Annotated in this window: 16 protein-coding genes; 8 read left to right on the top strand and 8 right to left on the bottom strand. The window is 72.9% G+C overall.

What is annotated here, in order from left to right; all coding sequences use genetic code 11:
* Positions 1-20: 20 nt before the first annotated feature.
* The gene (locus tag SLINC_RS02040) at positions 21-1,565 is read left to right on the top strand and encodes a glycoside hydrolase family 32 protein (protein WP_067425968.1); all 1,545 of its coding nucleotides are present in this window, start codon (positions 21-23) and stop codon (positions 1,563-1,565) included.
* Here SLINC_RS02040 and SLINC_RS02035 read toward each other — a convergent pair.
* Complete coding sequence (locus tag SLINC_RS02035) at positions 1,555-1,932, bottom strand: hypothetical protein (RefSeq protein WP_067425965.1); 378 nt, start codon at positions 1,930-1,932, stop codon at positions 1,555-1,557. The genes SLINC_RS02040 and SLINC_RS02035 overlap by 11 nt on opposite strands.
* A gap of 152 nt (positions 1,933-2,084) precedes the next feature.
* Positions 2,085-3,002, bottom strand: a complete 918-nt coding sequence (locus tag SLINC_RS02030; RefSeq protein WP_067425962.1) for an NADP-dependent oxidoreductase — start codon at positions 3,000-3,002, stop codon at positions 2,085-2,087.
* Between the two features lie 161 nt (positions 3,003-3,163).
* Here SLINC_RS02030 and SLINC_RS02025 point away from each other — a divergent pair, with 161 nt between their 5' ends.
* On the top strand, positions 3,164-4,129 hold the full coding sequence (locus SLINC_RS02025; protein WP_067425959.1) for a TauD/TfdA dioxygenase family protein: 966 nt from the start codon (positions 3,164-3,166) through the stop codon (positions 4,127-4,129).
* Positions 4,130-4,131: 2 nt separating this feature from the next.
* On the opposite strand, the gene SLINC_RS02020 is transcribed toward SLINC_RS02025, so the two are convergent.
* Positions 4,132-5,160 carry an LLM class flavin-dependent oxidoreductase gene (locus SLINC_RS02020; RefSeq protein ID WP_067425956.1) on the bottom strand — a complete coding sequence of 343 codons (1,029 nt, stop codon included), beginning with the start codon at positions 5,158-5,160 and terminating at the stop codon, positions 4,132-4,134.
* 92 nt (positions 5,161-5,252) lie between these two features.
* Positions 5,253-6,755 (bottom strand): metallophosphoesterase family protein, encoded by a 1,503-nt coding sequence (locus SLINC_RS02015; protein ID WP_067425953.1) that lies wholly within the window; start codon positions 6,753-6,755, stop codon positions 5,253-5,255.
* A 110-nt stretch (positions 6,756-6,865) separates the two neighbouring features.
* On the opposite strand from SLINC_RS02015, the gene SLINC_RS02010 reads away from it, so the two are divergent.
* Entirely contained in the window at positions 6,866-9,244 is a 2,379-nt protein-coding gene (locus SLINC_RS02010; protein WP_067425951.1) for a zinc-dependent metalloprotease, read from the top strand.
* A gap of 420 nt (positions 9,245-9,664) precedes the next feature.
* On the opposite strand, the gene SLINC_RS02005 is transcribed toward SLINC_RS02010, so the two are convergent.
* The 3 genes from SLINC_RS02005 to SLINC_RS01995 form a co-directional block, all read right to left on the bottom strand.
* On the bottom strand, positions 9,665-10,603 hold the full coding sequence (locus tag SLINC_RS02005; RefSeq protein ID WP_107406537.1) for an MHYT domain-containing protein: 939 nt from the start codon (positions 10,601-10,603) through the stop codon (positions 9,665-9,667).
* A 227-nt stretch (positions 10,604-10,830) separates the two neighbouring features.
* A complete protein-coding gene (locus SLINC_RS02000) occupies positions 10,831-11,586 on the bottom strand; it encodes a dienelactone hydrolase family protein (RefSeq protein ID WP_067425948.1) in 756 nt (251 codons plus the stop codon).
* Between the two features lie 123 nt (positions 11,587-11,709).
* Complete coding sequence (locus SLINC_RS01995; RefSeq protein WP_067425945.1) at positions 11,710-12,330, bottom strand: L-threonylcarbamoyladenylate synthase; 621 nt, start codon at positions 12,328-12,330, stop codon at positions 11,710-11,712.
* Positions 12,331-12,466: 136 nt separating this feature from the next.
* Between SLINC_RS01995 and SLINC_RS01990 the strand changes: the two genes are divergently transcribed.
* From SLINC_RS01990 to SLINC_RS01975, 4 genes are all read left to right on the top strand, one after another.
* Positions 12,467-13,399 carry a MerR family transcriptional regulator gene (locus SLINC_RS01990; RefSeq protein ID WP_067425942.1) on the top strand — a complete coding sequence of 311 codons (933 nt, stop codon included), beginning with the start codon at positions 12,467-12,469 and terminating at the stop codon, positions 13,397-13,399.
* 47 nt (positions 13,400-13,446) lie between these two features.
* Positions 13,447-14,046, top strand: coding sequence for a GNAT family N-acetyltransferase (locus tag SLINC_RS01985; protein ID WP_067444817.1), 600 nt, complete (start codon positions 13,447-13,449; stop codon positions 14,044-14,046).
* Positions 14,047-14,097: 51 nt separating this feature from the next.
* The gene (locus SLINC_RS01980; RefSeq protein ID WP_067425939.1) at positions 14,098-15,642 is read left to right on the top strand and encodes a helix-turn-helix domain-containing protein; all 1,545 of its coding nucleotides are present in this window, start codon (positions 14,098-14,100) and stop codon (positions 15,640-15,642) included.
* A gap of 243 nt (positions 15,643-15,885) precedes the next feature.
* The gene (locus SLINC_RS01975; RefSeq protein ID WP_067425936.1) at positions 15,886-16,122 is read left to right on the top strand and encodes a hypothetical protein; all 237 of its coding nucleotides are present in this window, start codon (positions 15,886-15,888) and stop codon (positions 16,120-16,122) included.
* 74 nt (positions 16,123-16,196) lie between these two features.
* Here SLINC_RS01975 and SLINC_RS01970 read toward each other — a convergent pair whose 3' ends face one another.
* Positions 16,197-17,075 carry an alpha/beta fold hydrolase gene (locus SLINC_RS01970; RefSeq protein ID WP_067425933.1) on the bottom strand — a complete coding sequence of 293 codons (879 nt, stop codon included), beginning with the start codon at positions 17,073-17,075 and terminating at the stop codon, positions 16,197-16,199.
* A 122-nt stretch (positions 17,076-17,197) separates the two neighbouring features.
* Here SLINC_RS01970 and SLINC_RS01965 point away from each other — a divergent pair, with 122 nt between their 5' ends.
* Positions 17,198-19,180 (top strand): AfsR/SARP family transcriptional regulator, encoded by a 1,983-nt coding sequence (locus SLINC_RS01965; protein WP_067425930.1) that lies wholly within the window; start codon positions 17,198-17,200, stop codon positions 19,178-19,180.

Here is a 19,180-nt window from a genome sequence, read left to right as displayed (position 1 = left end):
GACGACAGGAACGAGGTGTGATGGGCGTGATCTCCAGGAGAACGCTGTTCGCGGGATCGGCCGCGGGGGCAGCGGCCGTGCTGCTGCCCGCGGGACGGGCCGCGGCCGAGCCCGGGTCCGCCGGGTCGTGCGCGAGCTACCGCGCCGAATACCACTTCACGGTCCCCGACCAGTGGAAGAACGACCCGCAGCGACCGGTGTGGATCGACGGCGAGTACCACTACTACTACCTCTACAACGCCGACTACACGACCGGCGTCGTCGGCACCGCCTGGCGCCTGGCCACCAGCTCCGACCTGGTCACCTTCACCGACCGGGGAGTCGCCGTACCGAAGAACACCACCCCCAACGGAGACGTCTGGTCCGGCTGCGCCGTGGTCGACACCGACGACACGGCCGGCTTCGGGGCGGGCGCGGTCGTCGTCCTCGCCACGATGTCACCGCACGACGGCGACGCCGACCAGGCCCAGTACCTGTACTACTCCACCGACGGCGGCCGTGCCTTCACCCACCACGGCACCGAACCGGTGCTGCCCAACCCGGGCGTGCGCGACTTCCGGGACCCCAAGGTGATCCGGGACGAGGAGCGCGGCCGGTGGGTGATGACACTCGCCGAGAACAACAAGGTCGGCTTCTACCACTCGGCGGACCTGAAGTCCTGGACGTACGTCAGCGGCTTCGTCAAGGACGGCATCGGTGTCCTGGAGTGCCCCGACCTGTTCCGCCTCACCGCCTCGGACGGCACGGTGAAATGGCTGCTCGGCGTGAGCGCGAACGGCAAGGGCTCGGGGCTGCCGAACACCTATGCGTACTGGACGGGTAGCTTCGACGGCACCGCCTTCACGGCCGACGCCGCCGAGCCGCAGTGGCTCGACCACGGCTGGGACTGGTACGGCGCCGTGACCTTCGAGAAGCGGGGCCCCGACGGCAGGCTCGACGAGGGCGCACGCTACGCGATCGGCTGGCTGAACAACTGGGACTACGCGGGCATCACGCCCACGATCGACTGCGACGGCTTCAACGGCACCGACTCCGTCGTCCGTGAAGTGACCCTGAAACGTGCCTCGTCCGGCGCGTACTACCTGGCCTCGCAGCCGGTCGGCGCACTCGACTCGTACGTCTCCCGCACCGTGCGCCTCGGCGACCTGTCGGTCACCGGCACCCGGGTCCTCGACTACACGGGGATCGCCTACGAGGTGACCTGCGAGATCCGCTGGGACCAACTCCTGGGCGCGGGTGTGCAGGTGCGCCGCTCCCCGGACGGGGGACGGCACGTCGACGCGGGCGTCTACGGCGACTACGCCTTCCTCAACCGCCGGGGCACCGTCAACCCGGACTCCACCGGCCGGTGGCAGGAGAGCCGCAGCCCCTTCGATCGCTCGCCGGGCAGGGTGAGGCTGCGGATCCTGGTGGACCGGACGTCGGTGGAGATGTTCGTGGACGACGGACGGTACGTGCACTCGTCGGAAGTGTTCCCCTATCTGATCGACACCGGGCTCGCGCTGTTCTCCATCGAGGGGACGGCGGTGTTCGAGAACGTGGTGATCCGGGAGTTCACCCTCTGAGGACGGGGGCGTCGGCCGACTCCATGGTGGTGGGCCGGCGCCCGCCGCAGCAGGCCACCACTGCTGTCGCCGTGGAGTTCAGGAAGATGATGAACCAGGATGACCTGTCCACCGCGTCGATGGATCCGGTACGAAGCGGCTCTTCCCCGGCCCCTGCAAGGATGTCGACGCTGTCGGCCAGGCCGTCGATCGTGTGGCCACGCTTCAAGGAGTGGCGCATTCGAAGCCGGAAGACGCCCGCGTGCCGGTTGGCCGGGACCAGGCCGTCCCAGACGACGAAGTCGGCCCCGGCGATCAACGCGTCGCGTGCGGGCCCGCATGCCGGGGTCTGTTCGCGGAGCATGGCGATGAGATCGTCGCGCGTCACACTGTGCCCCGGCGACAGGAAGACCGGCGATCGGATGTGTGCGACAACTCCAGCGCCTCCCTGGTGACAGTCCGGCTGTTTCGTCCGGGTTGCCGCGCAGCCTATGCGGTGCCGACGGCGACAACCACCGAGTCCCGGTACAGCCGCGAGGGCTACGGACGCAGCACGATCTTGCCGTGGGTGTGCCCCCGTTCCAGCTCGCGGAACGCGTCCCGCACCTGCTCCAGCGGGTAGGTGCGGGCGATCGGCACCTCCACCTCGCCGCGCGCGACGAGCCGGGCCACCTCGCCGAGCACGACCGCGCACGCCGCCGAGCCCTCTCCGTAGGTCCGGGCACCGACCCTGGCCGCCGCCCGCCAGTCCCGGATCGTGTCGATCCGCTCGGGACTCACCCCCAACTCCACCGCCAGCTCCACGTAGCCGTCGCCGAACGTGTCGATGAACGCGTCGACGCGTCCGGCCGAAGCCCGCCGGATCCGTTCGGCCACGCCCTCCCCGTACGCGACCGGGACGACACCGCGCTCCTTGAGCCAGGCGTGGTTGCGCTCGCCCGCCAACCCGATCACCGTCGCGCCGCGCCTCCGCGCGAGCTGCACGGCCAGCGATCCGACGCCGCCCGCCGCACCGGACACCACGACCGTGTCGGCCGGTCCGGGGTCCACCGCGAACACGGTGGCGTAGGCGGTCGTCCCGGCCACGTACAACGACCCGGCCACGTCCCAGGAGAGCCCCTCGGGACGGGAGAAGAGATGCACGTCGTCGACCACGACGAACTCCGCGTGGCTCGCTCTGCCGTGGGTGAAGCCCAGGACCTCGTCGCCCACGGCGAAGCCGCGCACCTGCGGCCCGACCTCCACCACGACGCCGGCCAGGTCGCTGCCCTGCCCGGAGGGGAACGTCGCCGGCCAGCGGTCGTGCCGCGCACCGCTGCGGATCATCACCTCGCCGGGCTGGATCCCGGCCGCACGGACCTCGACCAGCACCTGCCCCGGGCCGGGCGCCGGGCGTTCGACCTCCTCCACTCGCAGGACATCGATCCCGCCGTACTCGTGGAACCGCACTGCCTTCATCGCGTCACCGCATTCCCTCGGACATCGATCGTGTCGGCGGGTGCAACGCCCAGGAACGGGGCTGCCTTCCCGGGGAACACCTCGCTGTGGGGCGCGGTCGCCAATCAGGGGCTCGGCTGGCACCCTCTGATACGTAGCCGAGGTCGATCGACGGAGCGCGCATGACGACGGACAGGGACGTGCGGGAGGGGGCCGCGGGCATCGAGGTGAACCCGGTCGCCGGGCACATCGGCGCCGAGATCGGCGGGGTGGACCTGGCCGTCGGTCTCGACGACGGCCAGGTCGCCGCGATCAGGGCGGCCGTGCTGCGCTGGAAGGTGGTGTTCTTCCGCGGGCAGCGGCTCGACCACGCCGGGCATGTGGCGTTCGCGCGCCGGTTCGGCGAGCCGGTCGTCCTGCGCAGGCGCGGCAGCGCCTCGCCCCCGGACTTCCCGGAGGTCGAGACGACCGCCGACCGCCTGGAGCTGGGCGGCAGATTCGGCATGGAGCACGAGGAGTGGCTCCAGCGCCGTCGGCACACCCTGCTGCGCGGCTGGCACTGCGACCACGGCGCCCGCGTCGACCCGCCGGCCGCGACGATCCTGCGCGCCGAGACCGTTCCGCCCTACGGCGGCGACACCACCTGGTCCAACCTGGCCGCCGCCTACGCCGGACTCTCCGCCCCCGTGCGGGAGTTCGTGGACGGGCTGCGCGCCGAGCACCGGCTCGGCGTGGGGTACCAGCCGCGGCCCGGCGACGACGCGTACGTCCGGCATCTGCTGGACCACCAGATCGCCTCCCTGCACCCGCTGGTGCGGGTCCACCCGGAGTCGGGGGAGCGGATCCTGTCCGTCAACGGCTACTACCTGGAGCAGATCGCCGACCTCTCCCGGGCCGAGAGCGCCGCCGTCCTGGAGATGCTGCTGGCGCAGGCCACCCGGCCCGAGTACACGGTCCGCTTCCGCTGGGAGCCGGGCAGCGTCGCCTTCTGGGACAACCGGGCCACCATCCACCTGGCCCCCGGGGACAACGCCCACCTCGGCTTCCCCCGGACCATGCACCGGGTGATGCTCACCGGGGAGGTACCGGTCGGCGTGGACGGCAAGCCGTCGGAGCCGATCGTCGGGACCGAGGTGGGCCGTTGGTGACCTCAGGCGGCCGGGCGCCAGCCGAGTGCCGGACCCAGCTTCGTCGCCGTGTCGGTCAGGATCTGCACATAGTCCTCGTGCCCGAAGGTGAACGGCAGCGCGAACGCCACCTCGTCGATCTCGCGGAACGCGGCGTGCGCGTGCAGCCGTTCGGCGATCTCCTGCGAGGTGCCGACGATGTCGGGCGCGAACATCAGACGCGCCGGCCCCTGCGGTGACGTGGTGCGAGGCGTGCGCTTCGCCGCGTACTCCTCGTACTTGGCGCGCTGTGCGGGCGAGGCGGAGTCCGTGGGGATGACGACCAGGCCCTGGGAGACACGGGCGTCCTCGCCGTCGGGATGCGCGGCGCGGAAGGCGCGGATGTGCGACAGCTGGATCTCCGCGAAGTCGTACGGCCCCTGCGCGGCCTCCGCCTTGACGACACTGCTGGTCAGGAAGTTCATGCCGTGCTCACCGGCCCAGCGCGCCGAACCGAGGCTGCCACCGCCGTACCAGAGGCGCCGGCCCAGGCCGGGGGAGTGCGGCTGCACCCGGTCACTGAACACCTCGAACCCTTCCACGCCGCTGAAGTCCGTCGCCGGCTTGCCCCGCACGAGGTCCAGCAGTCGCCGCACCCGCTCGTAGGAGAAGTCCTCCACGTCGGCGGTGTCCGGGTACAGGGCGTCCTTGACCTGGTCGTAGTGCATCGGCGGGCCCACGCTCACTCCCGGGTTGACGCGTCCGCCGGACAGCAGGTCGACCGTCGCGAGGTCCTCGGCCAGCCGCAGCGGGTTCTCCCAGCCGAGCGGAATGACCGCGGTGCCGAGCTCGATACGGCTGGTGCGCTGCGAGGCCGCGGCCATCACCGCGACGGGGGAGGAGATGCCGTACTGGAGATGGCGATGGCGCAGCCACGCGCTGTCGAAGCCCAGCCGCTCGCCCAGCTCGATGATCTCCAGAGTGGACTCGTGTCCCCGGCGTGGGTCCGCCTCGTCGAACAGGCCGATGGTCAGGAAGCCCAGCTTGCGCAGGGGGCGGGGGGTCGAGGGCACGGGCTCCTCCGTGGTTGCTTGATGAATCAAGTAGTACGGCAGTGCCAACCCGGTCGCCGAGGGAAGTGTTCCCCGACCTGGTGAGGATCCGATCAGGTGAGTGGGATGGTCACCTCGTCCTCGACCGGCGGGTCGATCTCCTGGGCGCGGTTGCCGGTGGCGGCGTAGCAGCGCAGCCGGACCGACTCCGGGGTGACGTCCAGGCGCAGGAAGCACTTGAAGAACGGCGGGCTGTAGGTCGCGGAGCCCGGAGAGAACAGCTGGGTGTAGATCTTGCGCACCGGGAGCCGGAAGCGGGAGGTGCGGTCGGGGCGGCCACCGGCGCCGAGCAGGCTCGCCACGAGGCGCGTGCGCAGGGTGACCCGCGTGGGTCCGCTGGGAGAGCGGGTCGGCCGGACGCCCAGCCGCTCGGCGATCACGGCCGTCGCCTCGGCCTCGGTGAGGGTGAAGAAGCGGCGCAGGCGCAGGCGGCGGCCGTAGAGCGTGCTGTAGAAGGCCAGCGAGTCGCCGCGCAGCGGATAGCAGCGGAAGTCCTCCTCGGTGACGTTCGCGACCGAGACGCGCGGGATGGTGTGGGTGGCGTGCATGAACGCGCCGCCGCCGCCCGAGACCACGTACTGGATGGTGCGGCCGTCCACCGGGACCGGATAGCGCTGGTAGTTGTGGATGTCGCCGCCTATCGCCGCCACGTAGTGGTGGTCCGGATCGCGGACGATCTCGTCGACCGTGCCGCCGCCCTCTATCGCGCAGGGGTGGTGCTCGCCGTCCACGTACAGCGGCGAGCCCGTGACGAGGATCTTCGGGCGCGGCCCCTGGGAGACCTCGCGGAGCCAGGCGCCCTGTTCGGCGTCGACGGTGCCGAGCAGGCCCGTGTCGATGCCTATGATCCGCACCGGTCCGGCGTCGACGGCCCAGTACGGGCCCGGCTGGACGGCCTGTTGCTCCGGTGCCGACCGCAACCGCCGGGCCTCGTCGAGGCGTTGGCCGTCGCCGGCGCGCGGCCGGTGCCACAGCAGATGGCGCAGCCACGCTCGGGAGAGCGGGCGGGGCGCGGGCTCGGGCTCCAGGGGCGGGGCGTCACCGCAGAAGACGCGCATGAAGGCGCCCAGGTCCTCGTACCAGTCGTGGTTGCCCGGTATCGCGTAGATCGGCGCCCGGAAGTCCTGGTACGGGCGGAAGAACTTCGTGCCGTAGTCGTCCGCACTGCCCACCGGATAGATCACGTCACTGGCGACGACCGCGAACCGGGAGTCCTGACCGACCTTCAGAAAGCCCGGTACGACGGCGTACTGGGGATCGTCGCCCTCGCCCGTGTCGCCGATGACCATGAAGGAGAAGGTGTCCGGGTCGTCGCGCCGGATCACCTTGTCGGCGGGAATCCCGGCCGCCGCCCGCCGCGCCACCCACCGGCCGCGCGTCCGGCCCGTGGGGTCGCCGAACCAGGACGCCACCACGCCGTTGCGGGCGGCCCACAGGGTCTTCGGGTTCAGCCAGGACAGCTTCTCGACCTTGGGTGGCATCAGCCGCTGGTACTCACCGCGTTCGGCGGTGCCCCAGCCGGCGCCTTCGGCGGTATCGCGTGAGGAGTCGGACACCGGTGAACCGTAACAACGATCTAGAACCGGCCGGGAGGGGGGAGTCCCCCCGGGCGGGCCTTGCGGCCTGACACCATCGCTCCAGCACCGCGTCTCCCGAAAGGCCCCGCATGCCCGACTTCCTCGACTTGCCCACCGACACCGAACGCCCCGGTGACCGGCTGCTGTTGGGCATCCGCCACTTCGACGAGCCGTTCCTCCTGACCGTCTCCCTCTCCCAGGGTCTCGGTTCGAGCGAGCTGTGGCTGGACCGGGGCAGGGCGGGCAAGGCCCGGCTCGCGGAGTTCCGCCGGGCCGGGGACCGGGTCCTGCTCGTCGTCCGCAACAAGCACTTCCTGACTTCCGGAGACGCGGCCGCGGTCCGGGCGGGGCGGGAGTCCTTCGCCCTGTCCGTGGTGTGGAGCGGGCCGGTGCTGCTGGAGGAGCACGGCGCCGTGGTCGTCGACGCCACCGGGCTGGTCGTGGCCGACCACGACCAGGTCGCCGAGCACCTCCACGAACACGGTCAGGGCGACTACACCCTGGACGAACGCACCAGCCTGCCCCTCGTCGCCGACAGCCGCACCGGCCCCGAGAGCGTGCGCCTCTCGGCGCTCGTCACCTTCCGGGGTCCCGGACGCGGGGCGGCGGTCCGGGCGGTCGCCGCCGATCCGCGCGCGCTCACCGTGGTCCAGCAGCTGAACCTGATCCGGCTGCCCGCCTCCCCCATGCCCGTGCGTCGCTTCCACCCCGCTGCAGGCGGCTACGGCATCGGCTACGCCGACCATGCGCACGTCGGCGTCCGGGACACCCAGGTCAAGCTCCAGCCCCGCTTCCGCGTCGGTCCGGGAGCGGCGCCGATCGTGTTCCAGGTCGACCCCGCCGTCCCCGAGCCCTTCCGCTCGGCGGTCGTCGAGGGCGGCAACTGGTGGCGCGAGGCCTTCACCCGGATCGGCCTCCCCGACGCCTACCGCGTCGAGACCGGCGGCGCGGACTTCGACCCCTACGACCCCGAGGTCAACGGCGTGGTCTGGGTGCACCGGGCGGGCCGCGGCTGGTCTCTCGGGCAGGGTCTGACCGACCCGCGCACCGGCGAGATCCTGCATGCCCGGGTACGGCTCGGCTCCCAGCGCGTCGAACAGGTCCGCGCCCTCGGCGAGGCCCTCCTGGCGCCCTACGGCCGCCCGGACGAGGCCGAACGGCTCGCCGCCGTCGAGGAGTTGGTGCTCGCCAGGCTGCGGCAGCTCGCCGCGCACGAGATCGGGCACGCGCTCGGCTTCATGCACAACTTCGCCAGTACCCGGCATCCGCGGCCGTCCGTCATGGACTATCCCCACGCCCGTATCGGCGTCACCGAGGACGGCGGCCTCGACCTCTCCGCCCCGTACGAGAGGGGCCTCGGTCCCTGGGACCACGTCCTCGTCGCCCACGCCTACGGCCGGTTCACCGACGGCGACGAGGAGCCCGAGCTCGCCGCACTGCGCCGGGAAGCCGCCGAGGCGGGCCTGATCCACGTCGCCGACGCCGACGCGAGCGGGCCCGGGGCCGCGCACGCCGACGCCGTCCCGTGGGTGACGGGCGGCGACGCCCCCACCGCACTGGCGACGATGCTGCGTGTGCGCGACATCGCCCTGCACGGCTTCTCCCGGGGCGTCCTTCCCCCCGACCGGCAGACCGGCGAACTGGAGGAGCGCGCCACGCTGTTGCACCTCCTGCACCGTCATGAGGTGGCGGCGGCGGCGCGGCTGGTGGGAGGTGTGCGCTACGGGTACGGGCTGGCGGGGGAGTCGGGGGCGGCGGAAGAGCCCGGGATCGGTTCGGGCGTGGGGACTGTGGAGTCCGGGGAAAGGGGCGCTGGCCCTGACGCACGTCCTGGTGGGGAGACCATCGAGCCCGGCACTCGGCCCGTCCGGGCGGACGCCCAGCACGAGGCCCTCACCCAGCTCGCCGATCTTCTGCGTGCCGAGCGACTCGCCCTGCCCGACGCGGTGTTGAGCACCCTCACCCCGCCCGCGATCCGGTACACGCGCACCGAGCAGTACCTGGACACCGACGCAGGTCAGGTCTTCGACCCGTTCGAGGCGGTACGGGCCGCCGTCACCCTGGTCACCGAACAGCTGCTGGAGCCCGCCCGGTTGACCCGGGTCGCCTGGCAGCACGCCGTCGATCCGGACCGGCCCGGCGTCACCGACGTGGTGGACGCGCTGCTGGCCGCCACCTGGGGGCGGGTCGACAAGGTGCCGCCGGACCTGCCCGGCGGGGCGGCGGTCCAGCACACGGCCGACTGGACGCTCCTGAACCACCTGCTCACCGTCCTGGACGACGACGCGCTGCGCGCATCGGTCCGTGACCCGCTGCGGGCCGCCCTGCACCATCTCGCGGCGGAACTGCGGGTGGCCGACGACGAGCGGCGGCGCGCGGCCGCCGACCTGATCGGCCGCCACCTCACCGACCCGGGGTCGGTACGCCTCGACCCCCTGCCCCGCATCCCACCCGGCGCTCCCAACTGACGGCACGCCTCCACCGGACGAGACCGGACCGCACCGCGTGCCGGGCAGCCCCGAGCCCGACTGGCGGCGTGCCTGCTACTCCCGCGTGCGGCCCGCCCGACCGACGGGGCATCACTTCCGTGGGAGGTGCTCCGAGTCGACCGGCTGACCGTTCCCGGCCGGGCCGCTTCCGGCCGGAGGCTTGCCGCCCCTGGGAGCGCGCAGGCCCGCAGCTCTCGCGCGCGGCCCGCCTGATCGACGGGGCACCGCTTCCGTGGGAGGTGCTCGGAGTCGACCGGTTCACCGCTCCCGGTCGGAGGCTCGCAGCCTCTGGGGCGTGCAAGCCCGGCGCTCTCGTGCGTGGCCGGCCCGACCGACGGGTCACCGCTCCTCTGGGAGGCGCACCGACCCGACCGGCTCGCCGCTCCCCGCCCCGGCGCCTCACCCCTCCCGGGAGCGGGCCGAGGCCCACCTCGGGTCCTGGGAGGCGCGGGCGTGGCCCGCCGTGGCGTTGTGCCGTGGCGGTCCGGTCGGTTCGGCGCGGGTGGAGTCGGTCGGGGCGGGGGTGCCGAAGAGGGTGGCGGGTGTGTCGGGCGCGGCCTCCGCGGCTGCGTTCCGGCGTGGTTCGCCGCGGGTCCAGTCGCCGTCGCCCAGGACCAGTAGCGGGTCGAACATCACGACCACGCCCGCCAGGACGAGGAAGATGATCGGCCCCAGCAGCATGGGCAGCAACAGCGAGGTGGGCGAGTCGCCCGCCCAGGTCCCGCCGCCCTTGTTGTGGACGTGGACGCTGACGGCGGCCATCGCGGTGTAGTGCATCCCGGACACGGCCACACCCATGATCAGGCTGGCCCCGAGACTCGTCAGGAACCCCCGGATCGACACGGCCGCCCACAGAGCCGCGGTCGCGGCGACGATCGCGATCAGCACCGAGAGCGCGACGACCCCCGGGGAGTAGTTGATCTCGCCGTTGAGGTGCATGGCCGCCATGCCGAGGTAGTGCATGGCGGCGACACCGAGGCCGGTGATGACGCCCGCCAGGATCAGCGTGCCCCTGCTCGCCCCGCGATAGCCCACGATGAACACGCCGATGCCCACCACCACGATCGCCACGGCGAGACTCAGCACCGTCAGGCTCGCGTCGTACCGGACCCTGGTCTCCTCGACCTGGAAGCCGATCATGGCGATGAAGTGCATGGTCCAGATGCCGCAGCCGATCGAGGCGGCGCCCAGCGCCAGCCATCCGGCCTTCCAGGACTGCGTGTCCAGCAGGGTCCGGACGATGCAGCGCAACCCCAGAGCCCCTCCCAGGCACGCCATGAGATAGGCCGCCACGGGTGTCACCACCCCGTAGCGGAACCCGTCCACCGTGCCTTCCATACGCGAACTCCCCCCGAGTCACGGCTGTTTGTGGGGGCAGGTCTACGGGTCAAGGCCGCGTAAAGCAAGGCCCTACCGGCGGTAAGAGACGAACTCTGAAGTCGCAGGGATTCACTTCGGTCACACAGGAATGAGTTCCGGCCAGATATTGACGACTGTTCAAAAAACGGCCCGCCCCGAGGACGCGTGCGGTATGCACGTGCCACGGGGCGGGCCTGGCGAACCGGTCAGAACGTGCGCTTCAGCAGGTCCAGCAGGGCGGCCCAGTGCCGCTCGTCGCCCTCGCGGTCGTAGGAGGCGGTGTCGGCCTGGGTGTAGCCGTGGTGCGCGCCGGAGTAGACCTCGCAGGTGTGGCGGACACCGGCGGCGGTGAGTGCCTGCTCCAGGCGGTCGATCTGCTCGGCGGGCAGGGACGGGTCCTCGTCGGCGTGCCCGAAGTACAGTTCGGCGGTGACCTTGCCGGCCACCAGGTGCGGGCTGTCCGGGGCGTCGGTCGCCAGCCGCCCGCCGTGGAACCCGGCCGCGGCCGCGACCCGCTCCGGGTAGGTGCCGGCGGTCAACAGGGCGAGCCGCGCGCCCATGCAGTAACCGGTGAGCGCGACCGGACCGTCCGCGGCCACCGGGGAGTCGGCCAGCCACCGCAGATACGCTTCCGCGTCCCGCATCGCCAGTTCCGGGGTCAGCGCCTGCATGACGGGGCCGATCCGTTCGAAGATCTCCGGACGCGCTCCGGGGTCGATGAACTCCGGCAGGTCGAACAGCGGTGCCCGGCCGTGACGGTAGAAGACGTTGGGCACCAGCACGGTGTATCCGGCCTCGGCCAGCCGGTCGGCCATGGACCGCAGCTGCGGGCGCAGACCGAACGCGTCCATGTACAGCAGGACCGCCGGGTGCGGGCTCCCGTCGCCGGGGTGCGCCACATAGGCGTCGGCGACGCCGTCCTCGGTCGGTATGTCCACGGTTGTCGTCTGTACGGAGGTCATGGCATCGCCTCTCTGCGCAGTGGCCACGAGCAGGTCGCGGCCCGGCGGGACCGGGCCACCGGCGACATGCTTGCAGGCACCATCCACCGTGGCGTGACAGGCCCCCTCCGTTTGACCTGCGGATTACTCGAACCGGGAGACGTCACCCGCTCCGCGCCGCACGATCTCGGCCTCGCCGCCGGAGAAGTCGATGACCGTCGTCGGCTCGGTGCCGCAGTCCCCGGAGTCGACCACCCCGTCCAGCACGTGGTCGAGCCGGTCCTTGATCTCCCAGCCCTGTGTCATCGGCTCCTCCTCGTCCGGCAGGAGCAGCGTGCTGGACAGCAGCGGCTCACCGAGCTCGGCGAGCAGCGCCTGGGTGACGACATGGTCGGGGATGCGCACGCCCACGGTCTTCTTCCTGGGATGCTGGAGCATGCGCGGCACCTCCTTCGTCGCCGGCAGGATGAACGTGTAACTGCCCGGCGTCGACGCCTTGATCGCCCGGAACACGTCGTTGTCGACCCGGACGAACTGGCCGAGCTGCGCGAAGTCCTGGCAGACCAGCGTGAAGTGGTGCCGGTCGTCCAGCTTCCGGATCGTCCGGATCCGATCGATACCGTCACGGCTGCCCAGCCGGCAGCCGAGCGCGTAGCAGGAGTCCGTCGGATACGCGATCAGAGCCCCCGAACGGACGCTCTCGGCGACCTGGGAGATGGTGCGCGGCTGGGGGTTGTCGGGGTGCACGTCGAAGTACTTCGCCATCCGCCGAGCTTATGCCGTGGGCGGGGCGGCGGCGCGCAGGGCCCGCGCGGCCGGCACGGGCACCGGGGCGGCGGCCCGGACCGCCGGCAGGACGGACACTTGAGTCTCCCGCAGGGGGAGACATCAAGGTGGGGGCATGGACGACGGCGACACACTCTGCTCCATCGGCGAACTGGCCAGGCGCACCGGGCTGACGGTGAAGACCGTCCGCCTCTACTCGGACCGCGGCATCGTCGCACCGGCCGCACGCACCTCCGCCGGATATCGCCGCTACGGCCCGGACGCGGTGGCCCGGCTGGCCTTCGTACGGACGTTGCGCGAGCTGGGTCTCGGCCTCGACGCGATCCGGCAGGTCGTGGACCGGGAGTTGACGCTCGGTGAGGTCGCGGCCGGGCACGCCGCCGCGCTGGAGGCACAGATCCGCATCCTGCGCCTGCGCCGCTCCGTCCTCACCGCCGTGGCCCGGCGCGGCCCCACCCCCGAGGAGACACGACGCATGCATGACCTGGCCCGGCTGTCCGCGGCGGAACGCGCCCACCTCGTCGGCGAGTTCCTCGACGCGGTGCTCGGTGACGTGCCCGGCCGCGAGGCGATCCGCTGCTCGATGACCCCCGACCTCCCGGACAGCCCCTCGGAGGAACAGATCGAGGCGTGGGTGGAGCTGGCCGAGCTCACCCTCGACCCGGACTTCCGCTCCGGTGTGCGCCGCATGGCCGCCAGCCACGCGGACCACCCGCAACCCGGCCCTCCCGGCCCCCCGCGCCCCGATGTGGTGGCCCTCGCCCACGACCGGACGGAGGACGCCGTGGCCTCGAAGATCCCGCCGCGATCGCGGCAGGCCGACCCCGTGGTCGCCGCCCTCACCGCGGACTGCGCCCGCGCTCTCGGCCGCCCGGACGACGGCGACCTCCGCCGCCACCTGGTGCGGCGCCTGGAGGACGCCAACGCCCCGCGCACGGACCGGTACTTCGACCTGCTCGCCGTCGTCAACGGCTGGCCCCCACCCCGCCGCCGGGCACCGATGCTCGACTGGACGGTCACCGCCCTGCGCGCACGGATCGCCGGATGACAGCACAGGAGAGGGGCGCCGCCACCTACCCTGTGCCGGTGAAGATCATGGACATTCCAGCCGTACGACTGGAAGCCCCCGCCACCGCGACCGCGCCCGCCCTCGCGCTGCGGCCGTGGCGGGAGGCGGACGCGCCCGCGTTGGTGGCCGTGTACCGGGACGACGACGCCCTGCGCCGATGGACGAGTCCCGGGCCGCAGGACGAGCCGGCTGCCGTGCGCTGGGTGCGCGGGCAGCAACAGGGCTGGGAGGCGGGGCAGCGGTACGCGTTCGCGGTGGTCGAGGAGGACGGGCGGGCGCCGGGCGGCACCTTGGTCGGGCATGCCGTTCTCAAACCGGAGGCGGGGAGTGCCGAGGTCGGCTACTGGACCGCCGCGCACGCACGCGGCCGGGGCGTGGCTCCCCGGGCGCTCCAGGCGCTGACGGACTGGGCCTTCACCGCCTTCACGGCGGACGAAGTGCCCCGTCTCGACCTGATGCACCGGATCGACAACACGGCCTCCTGCCGGGTCGCCGACAAGTGCGGGTACCTCTTCGCCGAGGTCATGCCCGCAGCCCCGCCCGCCTTCCCGCGCGACGGTCACCGGCACGTCCGCGTCCGCGACGGGAGCGAGGGTGCGGGCCGGGCGCCCGGCCCGCGGGCGTGAGGTAACGTCCCCGAGTGGTACGCATGAGCGAGGGGCGAGGAGAAGGCCGAGATGTCTGGCCGAAAGGACGGGTTCCGTCGTACGGAGGGGGAGAGCACCGCGGCGACCACCGCCGACAGAGCGTGGGCGTGGGAACTGCTCGACCATCTGCGGCCGACCGGGCGTGACGTCGGCCGGGTCGTCGCCTGGCTCGCCGGCACCGTGCGCGGGACGGTCTCCCTCCAGGACGAGACCGGCGCCCTGATCGCCGGCACCCGGATCACCATGGCCGAGGACCTGTTCGCGGACCTTGTGACGGGCCGTATCGCCTCCGCCTCCTGGGAGGACGAGGAGCGGTGCCTGCGCCTGGTCCGGGTGGAGCGCCCGCAGCCGGCCGCGGCCTGTGTCCTCGCCGTGTCCCGCCCGACACCGCTGGACCGTCGCGCCTCCGAGATCGTCCTGCACACCGCCCAGATCGTCGAGGTGCTGCTCCAGGCGGGCGAGACGACCGCCACCGGGGACCGCCTGCGGCGGGCGGCGTCCGATCTGCGGCTGGCGATCCTGCAACTGCTCATGGTGGAGGACACCGTGTCGGCGCGGCGCGTCGCCGCGGGGCTGTGGCCCGGGCTGCTCGACACCGACACGGCCTGCGTCTACGTCCTGGAGTGCGAGGCCGGCCAACGCGACCGGCTCGTCGAGGACTGCCTCGACATGACGGCGGAACAGGCCCTGGTAGTGCGCTGCCCCGCCGTGGACGAGCATGTGATCGTCGTTGCGCCCGGCGAGGCCGAGGGGCAGGCCCTGCGGACGCTGGTCGGCCGGCAGCCGGGCATGTTCGTCGGGGGCAGCAGCCGCCAGAGCCTGGCGCGGACCGCCACCGCCTACGGACAGGCCGTCAGCGCCCTGGCGGTCGCGCACTTCCGGCCGGACAAGGCCGCGGTGTACGCCGAACGCACCCACCCCGAACGCCTGATGGACCCGGTCGCGCTGCGCGAGTGGACCGCCCGCGCCCTGCGGCCGCTCGACACCCTGGCCCACCACACGCGGGCCGAACTCCTCGCCACCACACGGCTGGGGCTGGAGTTCACCGCCGTCAGCGCGGCGAAGGTCCTCGGCGTCAGCCGCAACACCGTGCGGGCCCGCATGGAACGCGTCGAGGGCCTGCTGCGCACCGACTTCTCCGACCTCACCGTCCGCGCCGTCGCCCACCTGGCCCTGAACCACCAGGTCGGCCTCGACGGAACAGCGGCCGAGGGCACCTGGGAAGAGACGCCCCGGGTCCTGCTCGGCGACCTGATGGCCGGGCCCGCGGTGCAGAGCTGGGCGCACGAGCTGCTGGCGCGGCTGGACGCGGACACCCGCGACCTGCGCCGGACACTGCGCACCTGGATCGCCGCCGGCGGCAACTCCGAACGGACCGCGCAGATCCTCGGCATGCACGCCCAGACCGTCCGCGAGCACGTCCGCAGCGCGGAACCCGTACTCGAACGGCAACTTCTGGCCGCCGGCAGCGACCTCTACGAGGTCGTCCTCGCCCATCTCGCCGTAGGCGATCTCCAGCCACCCGCCCTCGGCCCGGCGAAACCGGACCATCCGGACGCACCTGTGCACGGGTGAGCCCTCACACGGGCGCAGCGGGCACCGACACGATTCCCAACGGTTCGTTTTAAGACGTAAGTTCTACGCACCGCGGGGGCACGACCGGAACGGGGGACCGGTCGCGTCCCCGCGACGCATGCCCGCCATCGGCGCGGCCGTCGTGGCGGACCGCCCGGGACGCGCGGCCTTCCGGGGTGTTCCGTCCCCGGTCGGACGGGTACTCGTCCGGCTCCGGAACGACAAGCGCTGGAGGAGGCCGGAATGACCAGCAGCACGGAGACCGGCGGCGTGACCGGAACGCCGGACAAGGACTACAACCTGATCTGGTATGTCGAGGCGTGCCTGAACAACGCGCTGCGCCTGGAGAGCTACATCCAGGACGCCGACCGCGAGAAGGACACCGAGGTCGCCGACCTGTTCCGCAAGGCCCAGGCCGACAGCCGCAAGGGCGCCGCACTGGGCAAGAAGCTCCTGCGGGCACGACTCGACGGCAACTGACACCGCTCCGCCCCGAAGGCCCGGCCACCGATGAGACTCGGCCGGGCCTTCGGCACGTGCTGGAGCGAGACGACCTAGCGCGCGATCAGTTCACGCAGCGCCTTGGCGACGTCCGTCGGCGCCTCCTCCGCCATGAAGTGCCCGTACGGCACGGTCGAGTGCCGCAGGTCCGACGCCCACGCCTCCCACAGGGCGGCGGCGTCGAAGCCGAGGGCCGCGCCCCAGTCCTGCTGGAGCACCGCCACCGGCATGGTGAGCCGCCTCCCGGCGGCGCGGTCGGCCGTGTCGTGCGCGACGTCGATGCCCGCCGAGGCCCGGTAGTCGGCGACGATCGACGGCACCGCCCCGCGGCAGGCGCGCAGATAGGCCGCCCGGACGTCGGAGGGGATGGCGTCGGGAGCCTGGGCCCACAGGTCCAGGAAGTGCCCGAAGAAGACGTCCGGACTCGCGGTGATCATCTGTTCGGGCAGGCCGGGCGGCTGGGCCATGAGGTAGAGGTGGAAGCCGACGGCGGCCGCGGCCCCGCGCAACGCCTCCCACATGTCCAGGGTCGGCAGGACGTCCAGACAGGCCAGGTGGCTGATCGCGGCCGGATGGTCGAGGCCCGCCCGGAAGGCCACCAGGGCACCGCGGTCGTGCCCGGCCAGCGCGAACCGCTCGTGGCCCAGCCGCCGGGCCACGGCGACGACGTCGGCGGCCATGGTCCGCTTCGCGTAGGTGTCGGGACCGTCCTCCCGCGGCTTGTCGCTGTCGCCGTATCCGCGCAGGTCGGGACAGATGACGGTGTGGTCCGCCGCCAGGTCCGCGGCGACGTGCCGCCACATCAGGTGGGTCTGCGGGAAGCCGTGCAGCAGGACCACGGGCGTGCCCCGGCCTCCCACGGCCACATTGAGGGCGACGCCCCCGGCGCCCTCCACACGGTGGTACTCGAATCCCGGGACGGTCGGTTCCACGGTTCGGCTCCTTTCGTTCGGTCCGGAGTGCGGTGCCCTCAGCCTCCGAGGCGCCGATGAGCAGCGGATGAACGCGTGTACGTTGAGCCGACGGCAAGCGGTGAGGAAGGGCGACGAACGGCGTGCGAGTGGAGTTCGGGGTGCTGGGCCCCGTGGCCGCCTGGGACGACACGGGCGCGCCTCTGGCCCTGAAGGGCCCCCGGCACCGCGCCGTGCTGGCCCGCCTCCTGGTGGCCCGGCGCCGGGTCGTACCGGTCGCCCGGCTGGTGGCGGACCTGTGGGAGGAGCCCCCGGCGGACGCGGTGAGCGCCGTGCGGACCTTCGTCGCGGGGCTGCGGCGCTCCCTGGAACCCGAACGGCCCCCGCGGGCACCGGCCCGGCTGCTGGTCACCGAAGGCCCCGGTTACGCCCTGCGCGCCGACCACGACAGCGTCGACGCCTGGCGTTTCGAGCGCCTCGTCGGCTCGCTCGCACACGTCCCGCCCACCGAGGCGGTGGACGGCCTGGGCTCCGCCCTGGAGCTGTGGCGCGGCCCCGCCTACGCCGACGTCGCCGAGGAACCCTGGGCCCGTGCGGAACGCTCCCGGCTCGCGGAGCTCCGGCTGACCGCCGTCGAGCGCCGCGCCGAGGCCCGGATGGCGTCCGGCGCGGCCGCGGAGGCGGTGCCCGACCTGGACGCCCATGTGGCGGAGCACCCCTGGCGGGAGGACGCCTGGCAGCTGCTCGCCCTGGCCCTGTACCGCTCCGGACGGCAGACCGACGCGCTGGCGGTTCTCCGACGCGCCCGGCAGCTGCTGCGCGAGCACCTGGGCGTGGACCCCGGCCCGCGGCTGAACCGTATGGAGGAGGACGTCCTGCGCCACGCCCACCACCTCGATCCCGGCTTCGGCGACTCGGCGGCGCAGGTCTGGGCCCGGGCGACCGCGGCGTACGAGAGCGTCGTGCCCTCGCGGGCCCGGGCCCGGCTGGAGTCGACGGCCGGTCTGATGCGCGATCTGGCGGTGACCGGCGGCGGCGGCCTGGAAGCGGCCCGACGCCACCGGCTGGCCGCCGTGGAGGCCGCCGAGCAACTGGGCGACCCGGAGCTGACCGCCCGTGTCATCGGCGTCCACGACGTGCCCGCCCTGTGGACCCGCTCCGACGACGTCCACCAGTCGGAGCGGCTGGTGGGAGCGGCGGAACGGACCCTGGGCCTGCTGCCGCCCGGCAGACACGACGCGGCCCGGGCCCGGCTGCTCGCCACCATCGCCGTGGAATCACGCGGCGCCCTGCCCCCCGAGGGGCCCGCGTCCGACGCCCGGCCGCTGCGGGCCGCCCGGCAGGCCGAGGAGATCGCCCGCCGGCTCGGTGACGCGCCCCTGCTCGTCTTCGCGCTCAACGGCCGCTTCATGCAGGCTTTCGAACACACCGGCCTGGCCGCCCGGCGGGACCGGATCGGCGCCGAGATCCTGTCCCTGGCCGCCCGCAACAGCCTGGCGACCCACGAGGTCCTGGGCCACCTGATCCGCCTCCAGGCACGCTGCGCACGCGCCGACCTTGTCGGAGCCGACCGCCACGCCGAGGCCGCCGACGCGCTGGCCGCACGGCACGAACTGCCCCTGGTGACGGTCTTCACCACCGGGTACCGCGCGCTGCGCACGGCACTGACCGAGCCGCTGCCCGCCGCCGAATCGGCCTACCGTGCCGCCGCCACCACGCTGACCGGCGCCGGCATGCCCGGCCTGGAGTCCGGGCTGCTGCCGCTGGCCCTGCTGTGCCTGCACGTGCGCCACGGCGTAAGCGTCACCGCCGACCCGCACACCGACTGGGGCCCGTACGAACCATGGGTGCGTCCCCTGCTGCTCGCGCACGAGGGACGTGAGGAGGAGGCCGTACAACTGCTTCGCACCGTGCCGGCCCCGCCCCGCGACCACCTGGCCGAGGCCCTGTGGTGCCTGCTCGCGCACACCGCGACCAAGGTGGGCGACCACCCGACCATGCGGCGGGCACACACCGCGCTCGCCCCGGCCGCGGGCGAACTCGCGGGCGCGGGCAGCGGCCTGCTCACGCTCGGCCCCGTCGCGGACCACCTGGACACGCTCGCCCTCGGACTTCGGCGTTCCTGA

This window comes from Streptomyces lincolnensis (assembly GCF_001685355.1).
Taxonomy (GTDB): Bacteria; Actinomycetota; Actinomycetes; order Streptomycetales; family Streptomycetaceae; genus Streptomyces; species Streptomyces lincolnensis.
This window is presented reverse-complemented; position numbering and strand designations above follow the sequence as displayed.